Source organism: Mesorhizobium sp. M0870 (assembly GCF_040319775.1).
In the GTDB taxonomy this organism is placed as follows: Bacteria; Pseudomonadota; Alphaproteobacteria; order Rhizobiales; family Rhizobiaceae; genus Mesorhizobium.
The window spans coordinates 75733-88109 of record NZ_JAMYOI010000010.1 but is presented as its reverse complement, the minus strand read 5'-3'; the positions used below and the strand labels follow the sequence as shown (position 1 = coordinate 88109).

The 12377-nt window shown below is 63.4% G+C and carries 9 protein-coding genes and 1 pseudogene; 9 read left to right on the top strand and 1 reads right to left on the bottom strand.

Translation table 11 applies throughout. The features are described from left to right. The first annotated feature begins 7 nt into the window (after nt 1-7). From NKH97_RS14430 to NKH97_RS14405, 6 genes are all read left to right on the top strand, one after another. A complete protein-coding gene (locus NKH97_RS14430; RefSeq protein ID WP_032909264.1) occupies nt 8-673 on the top strand; it encodes an ABC transporter permease subunit in 666 nt (221 codons plus the stop codon). Next, nucleotides 673-1482 (top strand): ABC transporter permease, encoded by an 810-nt coding sequence (locus NKH97_RS14425; protein WP_023811509.1) that lies wholly within the window; start codon nt 673-675, stop codon nt 1480-1482. The genes NKH97_RS14430 and NKH97_RS14425 overlap by 1 nt, the downstream gene beginning before the upstream one ends. 147 nt (nt 1483-1629) lie before the next feature. After that, the gene (locus tag NKH97_RS14420) at nt 1630-2631 is read left to right on the top strand and encodes an Ldh family oxidoreductase (RefSeq protein WP_164892839.1); all 1002 of its coding nucleotides are present in this window, start codon (nt 1630-1632) and stop codon (nt 2629-2631) included. A gap of 240 nt (nt 2632-2871) precedes the next feature. Beyond that, on the top strand, nt 2872-3153 hold the full coding sequence (locus NKH97_RS14415) for a hypothetical protein (protein ID WP_023811506.1): 282 nt from the start codon (nt 2872-2874) through the stop codon (nt 3151-3153). 195 nt (nt 3154-3348) lie between these two features. Next, nucleotides 3349-3801 (top strand): DoxX family protein, encoded by a 453-nt coding sequence (locus NKH97_RS14410; RefSeq protein ID WP_023811505.1) that lies wholly within the window; start codon nt 3349-3351, stop codon nt 3799-3801. Nucleotides 3802-3894: 93 nt separating this feature from the next. Beyond that, nucleotides 3895-4872: a complex I NDUFA9 subunit family protein gene (locus NKH97_RS14405; protein WP_023811504.1), complete on the top strand. Its 978-nt coding sequence runs from the start codon at nt 3895-3897 to the stop codon at nt 4870-4872. Nucleotides 4873-4900: 28 nt separating this feature from the next. On the opposite strand, the gene NKH97_RS14400 is transcribed toward NKH97_RS14405, so the two are convergent. After that, a complete protein-coding gene (locus NKH97_RS14400) occupies nt 4901-6268 on the bottom strand; it encodes a cytochrome P450 (RefSeq protein WP_023811503.1) in 1368 nt (455 codons plus the stop codon). Nucleotides 6269-6445: 177 nt separating this feature from the next. Here NKH97_RS14400 and NKH97_RS14395 point away from each other — a divergent pair. The 3 genes and pseudogenes from NKH97_RS14395 (at nt 6446) to gyrB (ending at nt 12358) form a co-directional block, all read left to right on the top strand. Beyond that, a pseudogene (locus tag NKH97_RS14395) lies at nt 6446-7015 on the top strand (NADPH-dependent FMN reductase). A gap of 91 nt (nt 7016-7106) precedes the next feature. Beyond that, entirely contained in the window at nt 7107-9725 is a 2619-nt protein-coding gene (locus NKH97_RS14390) for a caspase family protein (RefSeq protein WP_352439797.1), read from the top strand. Between the two features lie 161 nt (nt 9726-9886). After that, on the top strand, nt 9887-12358 hold the full coding sequence (gene gyrB / locus NKH97_RS14385; protein WP_023811500.1) for a DNA topoisomerase (ATP-hydrolyzing) subunit B: 2472 nt from the start codon (nt 9887-9889) through the stop codon (nt 12356-12358). Nucleotides 12359-12377: the final 19 nt, after the last annotated feature.

Here is a 12377-nt window from a genome sequence, read left to right as displayed (position 1 = left end):
GGCTCTTTTGGTTGGGCTGCTCCATTCGATCGAGATCGCGCTGGGCGCCACGTGCCTCGGCCTTCTGATCGGCACCGGCGGCGCCTATGGCAAACTTTATGGCGGGCCGGTGGTGCGCGATCTCCTGGCGGTCTACACCACCATCGTGCGCGCGGTGCCCGAACTGGTGCTGATCCTGCTGCTCTATTACGCCGGAACCGACCTGATCAATCAGGCGCTGACGGCCATGGGCTATCAGCGCGTCGACGTGAGTGGCCTTGCCGCCGGCATCGCCGTGCTCGGCTTTGTCCAGGGCGCCTATTCGACAGAGGTGATACGCGGCGCGATCCTGGCCATTCCGCAGGGCCAGATCGAGGCCGCCCGCGCCTATGGAATGTCTCCGGGCCTGATGTTGCGGCGCATCACCTTGCCGTCAATGCTGCCCTTCGCCATACCGGGCCTCGCCAATCTCTGGCTGATCGCCACCAAGGACACCGCGCTGCTGGCGGTCGTCGGTTTCTACGAACTGGCGCTGGCGACGCGGCAGGCGGCGGGCGTCACCAAAGCCTATTTCACCTTCTTTTTCGCGGCGGGCGTGCTCTATCTGCTGCTGTCGCTGGTCTCCAATCTCATCATCGGCCGGGTCGAGGCATGGTCGCGGCGCGGCATGCCTTCGCTCAAGGAGGCGCGCTGATGGCCAACGAGGCCGCCATCATCAATGTCGTCGCGCGAACGTCGCTGTGGCTGCAGCCGCACCGCATCGTGCTGATCCTGATCGCACTCGGCCTGGTTCTGTCGGCCGCCTTTTTCATGCGCTGGGACTGGCTGCCGCAATATTATGAAATGGGCTTGATCGGCATCTGGCGGTCGCTGTGGATCCTGGCCGTCACCTGCGTCCTGGGCTTCCTGCTGGCCGTGCCGCTAGGGCTGGCGCAAGCCGCCGGCTCATTCTGGTTCGCCGCGCCCGCCAAGGTGTTCTGCACGGTGATCCGGGGCACGCCGCTGCTGATCCAGCTATGGCTGCTTTACTACGGCCTGGGCTCGCTGTTCCCGCAATATCCCTGGATCCGCGAATCCTGGATGTGGCCATATCTGCGGCAAGCCTGGCCCTATGGCGTGCTGGCGTTGACCCTGTCGTTCGCCGGCTATGAGGGCGAGGTGATGCGCGGCGCCTTTGCGGGCGTGCCGAAGGGGCAACTCGAAGCCGCCCGCGCGTTCGGCATGAGCCGCTGGAAGGCGTTCCGGCGCATCTGGCTGCCGCAAGCCATCTATCGGGCGTTGCCGACGCTGACCGGGGAGACCGTGCTGCAGTTGAAATCGACGCCGCTGGTGGCGACGATCAGCGTCATCGACATCTTCGCCGTTTCGTCCAAGGTGCGGCAGGACACCTATCTCACCTATGAACCCCTGCTGCTGCTGGCGCTGATCTACATGATGATCACCGGTATTCTGGTCTTTGCGTTCAGCAGGATAGAAGCGCGGATCCCCAACAAGATTGGTTAGAGGGGAGTAGGGGAGTAGGGGAGTAGGGGAGTAGGGGAGTATCCGGCTACTATCCACATTCACATTTCCATCCCCATTCGCTATTCACTGCTCACTGTCCCCTACTCCCGTACTCCCCTATTCCCTTACTCCCCTAGGACGGCCATGATGCAACTCAGTCTCGACCAGGCAAAAGGACTGTGCCGGATGGCGGCACTTGGCGCCGGCGCCAATGAGGAAGCGGCACAATCGCTCGCTGCTTCGATCATATCAGCCGAGGCCGAAGGGCTTTCCTCGGTCGGTCTGTCGCATTTCATCGACTATCTTGAGGCGCTGGAAGCCGGACGCATCGACGGCAATGCCGATCCGGTGATCACCCGGCCGGCGCTTGCGGTCTATCTCTCCGATGCACGCGGCGGGCTGGCGCATACCGGCTTCGACCGCACCATCGACGACCTCGCCAAGGCGGCAAAGCTGTTCGGTGTCGCCATCTTCTCGCAGAAGAACGCCTATACATGCGGCGCGCTCGGCTATTTCACCGGAAGGCTGGCAGCACTTGGACTGGTGTCGTTCGCCGCCACCAACGGCCCGGCCGTGCTTGCCGGCTCGGGCTCGGTCAAGCCGGTCTATTGCACCAACCCGATGTCGTTTGCCGCACCCGCCGCCGACGGCGCGCCGCTGGTCATCGACCAGTCGTCAAGCGCCACCGCCTTCGTCAACATCCGCAAAGCGGCCGAAGAGGGCAAGACAATCCCGGAAGGCTGGGCGCTGGACGCCAGCGGCAACCCGACCACCGATCCGGCCGCCGCCATGAAGGGCGCCATGCTTGCCTTCGGCGGCCAGCGCGGTGCCAACATCGCGTTGATGGTCGAAGTGCTGGCAGCCGGCCTGTCAGGCGCCAACTGGTCGCTCGACGCGCCATGGTTCAGCGGCGGGCCGGACAGTCCCGGCACCGGCCTGTTCGTGCTTGCCGTCGAGCCCAAGCTGCTCGATCCGGATTTCGAGCAGCGAATGAAGGACCAACTCGACCGGCTGCGGCGGCGCTTCGGCGTGCACGTGCCGGGCCGCGCCCGTGCAGAGGCGGCAGAGAAGGCGCAAGCGCGGGGCATCACCGCATCCAAGGCGGTGGTGCAGCGCATTTCCGAATTCGCCGCACGCTACTCTTCCTGAATAATAATTAAATATCAATTGGTTATCTGAAATCAGCCCGCCCCAGGCGCGGTGCGGTGCGATTTTCTTTGCGCGCCGCTGAACCTTTCCGCGCCTTGCTGCGACACAGCTTTGTCCAGGGCAAGGCGAGCTTGCCCGATCCACACCGGGGGAAGCAGCAAACCGAAATCGAAAGCCTGCATCACGCGATGGCCGGTCCTTCGCGCCTCGGAAACTCAACCCAAATCAAAGGAAATTGTCATGACCAACACCAAGATCACCATGCTGACCGCCGTCCTTCTGCTCGGCTCGTTCATGGGTGCCACACAGGCAGCCACCTTGAAGGCCGCGCCGGCCAAGCCGTCCAGCCCGGGTGTCATCACTGCCCCGAGCGGCGGGGCCACCGAAGATCACTACTGCAAGAACGGCCATGCAAAATTCGCCAATTGCAGCGCCGATTTCGTCGCCGCCTGCAAGAAGGTTGGTGGCACCATGTCGGATGTTCAGGGCTGGGGTGGGCGTACTTGCTTCACGCCCTCCTGATACCGTCTCAGGTCAGGCCGCTCCGTCGGCACCTGACTTCACATGGACGTCGCCCGGAAAACCCCGCTTCTGCGGGGTTTTCTGCGTTTGGCCGCGCAATGTTAAAACATTCGTAGTTTGGTCAACTTTTGTTTATTTGACTTCGTCCGACCTGATCGGCCGTTTGCGCTGATCAAGCAAAACAGAGGAGCTACAATGTCGGCAAGCACGGACAATCCCCGCAACGCCCTTATCATTCCGGCCCTTGGCAGGGTTTACGCCGCTCTGCACGATGGTGCCGAAACGGTTCTTCGCGTCGTCGCCGGTGGGTTTCTAGCCATCCACGGTTCGCAGAAGATCACCAATCCTTTCGGCGCCGCCGAGATGGTCGAGGGTCTCGGCTTTTATCCGGGTGCGTTGTGGTCCTTGCTTTTGGCCTGCACTGAATTCTTCGGCGGCATCTTCATCGCCATCGGGTTTTTGACGCGGCCGGCCGCCTTTGCCGGCCTGTTCGTGCTGCTGGTCACGGTCTGGTTCCACTGGGTTACGATGGACCAGGGTTATTCGGGCGCGGAGAAGTCGCTGCTGTGGGCGGCGATCCTGCTCTTCTTCGTCATTCGCGGCGGCAACCGCCATTCGGTCGACGCCCGTATCGGCAAAGCGTTCTGACAGGCTGATAGCGACGACGCGTCGCCCTTTGCCTTTGGCACGAAACGGATTATGAAACGGCTTCAGCCAAGCTTGCGAGCGCCGGAGCCAGCCATGACCGAAATCCTGCAGACCCCAAAGCTCGTCGTCGTCTTTGGCGGGTCAGGCTTTGTCGGGCGCCATGTCGTGCGTGCGCTGGCCAAGCGCGGCTATCGCATCCGGGTCGCCTGCCGGCGGCCCGATCTTGCCGGCCATTTGCAGCCGCTTGGCAATGTCGGCCAGATCCAGCCGGTCCAGGCCAATGTGCGCGTGCGTTGGTCGGTAGACCGCGCCGTGCAAGGCGCCGACCATGTCGTCAACCTGGTCGCCATCCTGCATGAGAGCGGCCGGCAGAAATTCTCCGCCGTGCACGAATTCGGCGCCCGCGCAGTGGCCGAGGCCGCGCGCTCGGTCGGCGCCGGCCTGACCCACATTTCTGCGCTTGGCGCCGATCTGGACTCCGAATCGGACTACGCGCGCACCAAGGCGCTTGGCGAAAAGGCTGTGCTGGAGACGATCAAGGACGCCGTGATCTTCCGGCCGTCGATCAATTTCGGACCCGAAGACGGCTTCTTCAATCGCTTCGCCAACATGGCGCGCTATTCGCCGGTGCTGCCGCTGATCGGCGGCGGCCAGACCAAGTTCCAGCCGGTCTATGTCGGCGACGTTGCCGAAGCGGTGGCGCGCTCGGTCGACGGCAAGGTGGATGGCGGCCATATCTATGAACTCGGCGGGCCGAAGGTGCTCACCTTCAAGGAATGCATGGAAGAGCTGCTCGAGGTGATCGAGCGCAAGCGCCTGCTGGTGCCGGTGCCGTGGTGGGTGGCCAACATCCAGGCCTCGATCCTCGGCCTCTTGCCCAATCCGCTGCTGACCAAGGACCAGGTGATGCAGCTGCGCGAACACAACATCGTTTCGGACGCGGCCGCCAAGGCCAACCGGACGCTTGCGGGGCTCGGCATCCAGCCGCAATCGATCGCGACGATCCTGCCCAGCTATCTCTGGCGCTACCGCGCCGCCGGCCAGTTCCAGCAGCGCAAGCCTGCAGCATAGTCGTTACAGCTACCTGAAGGGGTCACGCCTATCTTGGCGTCACCCGCATCGGCAGACCGCCTTGTGGCTGCGTGGTGAGTTTCTGCACCGGCCAAGGCTTGGTTTCGGCGGTGGTGTCGAAGCGGAAGCGCGACAGCATGATCGCCAGCGCGATGATCGCCTCCTGCATGGCGAAGCTGGCGCCGATGCAGACGCGAGGACCGGCGCCAAACGGCAGATACTGGAAGCGGTCGATCTTTTCGCGATTTCCCGGGTGGAAGCGCTCCGGCAGGAAGGCATCCGGCCGGTCCCAAAGCTTCCTGTGGCGATGCACGACCCATGGCATCACCAGCACGGCGGCATGCTTGGGGATATGAAGATCCTTCCACATTTCCGGTTCGATCGGCTCGCGGTTGATCGACGGCGCCGGCGGATAGAGCCGGAGCGCCTCGTCGAAGGCGGCGCGGGTGAACGGCATGGCATCGAGCCATTTCGTCGGATCGGGCTCGCGCGCCAGCACCTGGTCAATCTCCTGCTCGACCCGGTTGCGCTCCCACGGTGATTCCGCCAGGCAATACAGCGTCCAGCCCAAAGCCCGCGCGGTCGTCTCATGGCCGGCGCCGATGAAGGTGATGATGTTGTCCTCGACCTCGGCCCGTGTCAGTCCGTCGGGTCCCTCGGCCTTGAGCAGCAGTGTCAGGAAATCCTGCGGCACGGCATCAGGGTCGCGCTTGAATTTCGCTTCGCGCATCGTGACCGTGTCGGTGACGATCTTGCGGAAATAGGCCATGGTCTTGCGGCCGCGGATGCGGGTCAGCCTCGGCAGCCAGTCGGGCGCGCGCAACAGATCGAGCGGATCGACGCGGCCCATGGTCTCGAACAGGCGGTCGATCTCGTTGGCGAAACTGCCCGGCTCGCCCGATATCTCGCCGGAAAATAGCGTCTCGGCCAGGATGTCGTAGGTGAGCAGCGTCATGTCATGAGCGATGTCGGACGTGCCGCCGTCTTCATAGCGGGTGACGAAGTCCAGCGTGCGTCTCAGCATCGGCTGGGCGAAGCCGAAGATGTGGCGCGGCGTGAACACCGGCGCCATCGCCTTGCGCGACCGCTTCCAGACCTCGCCCTCGGCGGTCAGCAGGCCGTCGCGCAGGATCGGCCGCAGGATCTTCTGGCGCACCGTCGCCATCTTGTAGTTCCTGGCGTTGTCGACCAGCACATGGCGGATCAGGCCGGGATCGTTGGCGACGATCAGATGTCCGCCAACGCCATTGGCCGAAATCCAAGGCTCGTTGTAGGTGTGTTCACCCCACAATTCGAGCGGGTTGCGGTAGACGATGCGGATCATCTCCAGCGTCGAGGGCGGCGTCGTGCGCGGCTTCGGCGCCGGGGGAATGAAGGGGGCGGGCTGGATGTCCATGCTGTGCTCCGCTGATGACCCAATGTAGTGGGCCGCAAAGCAGGCGTCCATGTGACCGTACGGCAAGGCCCTGCTCTCCGGAACGTGACCGGTTACCGTGAGGTGCCTTCTTGTTGCCCCGAGCGGCATGCCCTAGGTGGCAGTCACCAATGGATACCGCTATCGCAGGAGCCCAGCTTGAAGCACCAGTTGAACATCATCATCGGCAGCACGCGGCCAGGCCGCGCAGGGCCGGTTTTTGCCAAGTGGCTGGAGACGTTCGCGCGCGAGCATGGAAAATTCGAGCCGGTACTGACCGACATCGACACGTTCAAGCTTCCGGTGCTGGACGAACCGCACCATCCAAGACTCGGCAATTACCAGAACGACCATACCAAGGCCTGGTGAAAAGCGATCGATGCCGCCGATGCCTTCGTCTTCGTGGCGCCGGAATACAATTATTTCGTGGCGCCGGCGATCGTCAACGCGATCGATTATCTCTCGCGTGAATGGAAGTACAAGCCTGCCGCCATTTTCAGCTATGGCGGCGTCTCCGGCGGCCTGCGCGCGGCGCAAGCGCTGAAGCCGCTGCTGACCTCGGTGGGTGTCATGCCGATCTCGGAAGGCGTCGCCCTGCCGATGTATCAGAAACTGCTCGACGAGAACGGCGCTTTCAACGCCGGCGAACAGGTGCAGGGCGGAGCCAAAACCATGCTCGACGAGCTGTTGCGCTGGAGCGAGGCTTTGAAGCCTATGCGGGCTGCCTGAAAACGCTGGTCTTCCGCAAAAAGCCCGGCTTGCTCATGGCATAAAGAGGTGGAATGTTCGCGCAAAGGGACAAGCCGGGGGGCGGTTCGACTTGCGTTTGCTTTTTGCCTTGCTGCTGATGCTCATGACCACCGCCACCGCGGCGGCTGAGCGGCGCGTGGCCTTGATCATCGCCGACGACGACTACCGCCTGATCCGGCCGCTTGCCAACCCGGTTCATGACGGCGAGGCGATGGGAGCGGTGCTGAAGAAGCTCGGCTTCGAGGTCGTCCTCGAAACCAACCGCGACCTGCGGCGCATGCGCCGCGCGCTCGACGATTTTCGCCAGGATGCCAAAGGCGCCGACGTGGCGCTGGTCTACTTCTCCGGCCACGGCGTGGAAATCTCGGGCGATAACCGGCTGCTGCCGGTCGATGCCGACCCCTCTTCGCTCGATGCGCTGGAGAAGACCAGCTTGCCTCTGGAGGAGGTGCGCAAGACCGTGGCCGCCACCGCCAAGGTCGGCCTGATCATGCTCGACGCCTGCCGGAGCGATCCGTTTTCGGGCACGGTGGGTGACGGGCGCGGTGCGACGTCGCTGGTCAAGGATGTCGTGGAAAATGTCCGGCCGGGGCTTGGTCGGACTGGCCGCGCCGAAAACATCCTGTTCGCTTTCTCGGCAGCACCCGGCGAGACGGCGGCCGACGGAACCGGCCAGAACTCGCCATTCACCACGGCGCTGACCAAATATCTCGGCACCAGCGGGCTCGAAATCCGCTCGGTGCTGACGCTGGTGCAGCAGGAGGTCTACGATTTGTCGCGGGGCAAACAGCTGCCTTACGTCGAGAGCGGCCTGCCGAAGCTGTTCTTTGCCGCGGCCGCCATGGAACAATTGCCGGAGCGCGAGCGCCTGTTGCTTGCCATGGCCGACGTGACGCCGGAAATGCGCGGTGAGGTCGAGCAGGTTGCCAGCGATGCCGACATGCCGCTGGCGCCTCTCTACGGCGTGCTGATCAGCTCCGACGCCAGCCACCTTTCGGCGGACAGCCTGAATGCCCGGTTGCGCGAGGCGGCGGACGCCTTCGTCAAGGTGCGCGGCGAAATGAGGACGCTGGCCTCCGATGATCCGCAGGTGACGGAGCTGCGCCGGCAGGCCGAGGAGCAGCTTTCGCTCGGCGCCTTCGATGGGGCTCGCGCCATCCTCGCAAAGGCCGCCGACATCGACAATGTTTCGCGCAACGCCTTGAAGGCCAATTTCGTCGGCCGCACGCTGTCCGAGGCGGCGACGCGTTTCCTGTCCGGCGGTGCGGCGCGCGCCGACCTCGACTACGCCACGGCCATCAACGATTATGAATCGGTCCTGGCTCTTTACCGCGAGGCCGGGCAGACCGATCTGACCCTGGACCAGGCCGACCGCCAGATCCGCACGCTGGACGAACTCGGCAAGCTCTACACCCTTGTCGGCAACACCGATGCGGCAGGCCGCGCCTTTGCAGCGCTGGTATCCAATCTCGAGCTGCGTTCGGCCCGGGAAACCGACCCGAGCGTCAAGCGCGATTTTGCCGTCAGCCACATCAAGCTCGGCAACGTCAAGCTGGCGCAAGGGGACCTGCCGGAAGCGCTGGAAAACTATCGGACCGCCAGAACCATGCTCAGGGATTTGACCGCTGCCGAACCCGATCGGCTGCCATGGTTCGGGGACTTCGCCATGGTCGACGACAAGATCGGCAACGTGCTGGTGACGCAAGGCGATCTGGCCAGCGCCGCACAAGTCTACCAGGAAAGCCTGTCGATCAAGAAGCAACTTGCCGATAATGAACCGGAGCGCGCCGAGCTGCAGCGCGACCTGACCATCACCTATGACGAGATCGGCGGCCTTGCCCGGGTCATGGGGCGACTGGACAACGCCCAGATGGCCTACGAGGAGAGCCTGAAGGTCCGATTGGCGCTGGCCGAGAAGAAGCCGTGGGACGCCGAGCGGCAACGCGATGTCTCCGTCAGCCATGATACGATCGGCGACCTCAAGCGCGAGCGCGGCGATGCGGCGGGCGCACTCGCGTCCTATAAAGCGGGCCATGCGATCGTCGAACAATTGGTGGGCCGCGACCCCGACAACAGTGAGCTGAAGCGCGACCTGTCGGTCGGCAACGCAAAGATCGGCAATGCGCTGAGCGATCAAGAGGACTGGCCGGCAGCCCTCGCCGCCTACAGGCAAGCCCTCTCGATAGCCGGCGTGCTGGCGGCCAGTGACCCTGCCAACGCCGACTGGCAACGCGACCTCTCGGTCAGCTTGGAAAAAGTAGCGGGCATTCGGGCGATACAGGGCGACCGCGCTGGAGCGCTCAAGGCCTATACAGACAGTTTCGCCATCGCCGACCGGCTGGCCAAGCTCGACCCTGCCAATGCCGACTGGCAACGCGACCTGTCGATCACTCTGTCCGAGATCGGCATGCTCAAGGCCAAGCATCGCGACGTCAAAGGCGCGCGGCAGGCTTTCCAGGACAGTCTCGACATCCGCCAGCAGCTCGCCCGGTCCGACCCAAACAACGCCACCTGGCAGCGCGACCTGGTGGTGGCCATGATCGACTACGCTCAGGTCGCCAAGAACCCCAAGGCCGTGCTTTCCCAGGCGCTGGACATGACGCTGGAGCTCGACCGCAGCGGGCGGCTGGCGCCGCGATATAAGTTCATGATCAAGTTTCTCAGGGACCGGCTGGCCAAAGTGAAATAGGGCCTGACGGGAGGCTGTCATGGACAGCCGGCTCATTCCCCGTGAAATGCCTGCAAACCTTGGAAAAACCGCCTTTTGCGCCTATATCTAGTGCATATCAGAGGCGCGATTCGAAGCGGGTTTTTCGCGCCGTGCAAGCGGCATCCAGACAACAGGTTTTCATGAGCGATCAGATCGACAACAACAACGGCGCTGAAGCCGAATACGGCGCCGATTCCATCAAGGTTTTGAAGGGGTTGGATGCTGTCCGCAAACGCCCCGGAATGTATATCGGCGATACCGACGACGGTTCGGGCCTGCATCACATGGTCTATGAAGTGGTCGACAACGCCATCGACGAGGCGCTGGCCGGTCACGCCGATCTCGTCACCGTGACGCTCAACCCCGATGGTTCGGTCACCGTGATCGACAATGGCCGCGGAATTCCAACCGATATCCACACCGGAGAAGGCATTTCGGCGGCCGAAGTGATCATGACGCAGCTGCATGCCGGCGGCAAGTTCGACCAGAATTCCTACAAGGTCTCGGGCGGCCTGCATGGCGTCGGCGTCTCGGTGGTCAACGCGCTGTCGGCGTGGCTGAAGCTGAAAATCCGCCGCAACGGCCAGATCTTCGAGATGAGTTTCACGCATGGCAATGCCGACGCGCCGCTGAAGGCCACCGGCAGCTATGAGCAGGACAAGCAGCCGGGCACCTATGAGGGCCGCAGCGGCAGCCAGATCACCTTCTTCCCGTCGGCCGAGACCTTCACCATGGTCGAGTTCGACTTCGGCACGCTGGAACACCGGCTGCGCGAGCTTGCCTTCCTCAATTCCGGCGTGCGCATCATTTTGACCGATGCCCGTCACGCCGATGTCGTGCGCCATGAACTGCACTATGACGGAGGCCTCGAAGAATTCGTCAAATATCTCGATCGGGTCAAGAAACCGCTGATCGACAAGCCGATCGCCATCAAGGCGGAGCGCGACGGGATCACCGTCGAAGTGGCGATGTGGTGGAACGACAGCTACCACGAGAACGTGCTGGCCTTCACCAACAACATCCCGCAGCGCGATGGCGGCACGCATCTGGCCGGCTTTCGCGGCGCGCTGACGCGCCAGATCACCGGCTATGGCGAATCGTCGGGCCTGACCAAGAAGGAAAAGGTCTCGCTGATCGGCGACGATTGCCGCGAAGGCCTGACGGCGGTGCTTTCAGTCAAGGTTCCAGATCCGAAATTCTCCTCGCAGACCAAGGACAAGCTGGTCTCGTCGGAGGTCCGTCCTGTCGTCGAAGGCCTGGTCAACGAAGCGCTCGGCACCTGGCTTGAAGAACATCCGAGCGAAGGCAAGGTGGTCGTCGACAAGGTGATCCAGGCCGCGGCGGCGCGTGAAGCGGCGCGCAAGGCGCGCGATATCACCCGCAAGAGCTCGCTCGGCGTCACTTCCCTGCCCGGCAAGCTGGCCGACTGCCAGGAACGCGACCCGGCGAAGTCCGAAATCTTCATCGTCGAGGGTGACTCCGCCGGCGGCTCGGCCAAGGGCGGCCGTTCGCGCCAGAATCAGGCCATTCTTCCGCTGCGCGGCAAGATCCTCAATGTCGAGCGGGCTCGCTTCGACCGCATGCTCGGCTCCGACATGATCGGCACGTTGATCACGGCGCTCGGGACCTCGATCGGCAAGGACGAGTTCAACGCCGACAAGCTGCGCTACCACAAGATCATCCTGATGACCGACGCCGATGTCGACGGCGCCCATATCAGAACCTTGCTGCTGACCTTCTTTTTCCGGCAGATGCCGGAGCTGATCGAGCGCGGCCATCTCTACATCGCCCAGCCGCCGCTCTACAAAGTGACGCGCGGCAAGAGCTCGCAATACATCAAGGACGAGAGCGCGTTCGAGGAGTTCCTGATCGGCTCGGGACTGGAGGAAGCATCGCTTACCCTCGGCTCGGGCGAGGTTCGCATCGGACAGGACCTGCGCGGAGCCATCGACGACGCGCTGGCGGTGCGCCAGCTGATCAACGGCCTGCACACGCGCTACAACAGAGGCGTGGTCGAGCAGGCGGCGATCGCCGGCGGGCTCAACCCGGACGTGTTCACCGATCTCGGCCGCGCCAACGACATGGCGGAGCGGATTGCAAAACGCCTCGACATCATCGCCGAGGACACCGAGCGCGGCTGGACCGGCCGCATGTCGACCTCGAATGAAGGCGTCGGCGGCTATGTGTTCGAGCGCACGGTGCGCAGCGTCAAGGAATACGCGCATCTCGACCTGGCGCTGATCAATTCGGCCGACGCACGCCAGCTCGACCGCTACGCACAGCGCCTCAGCGAGGTCTACGGGTCGCCGCCGGTGCTGCGCCGCAAGGATGTCTCCGAAACCATCTCGGGGCCGCTGGCGATGCTCAACGCGGTCTTTGCGACCGGCCGCAAGGGCCTGACGATGCAACGCTACAAGGGTCTCGGCGAGATGAACGCCGAACAGCTGTGGGAAACCACGCTCGATCCGAACGTGCGCTCGCTGCTGCAAGTCAAGGTCAATGACGCGACCGATGCGGATTCGCTGTTTTCGCGGCTGATGGGCGATGAGGTCGAACCCAGGCGCGAGTTCATCCAGGACAACGCGCTGTCGGTCGCCAATCTGGACATCTGATCTGGACATCAAATCTGAA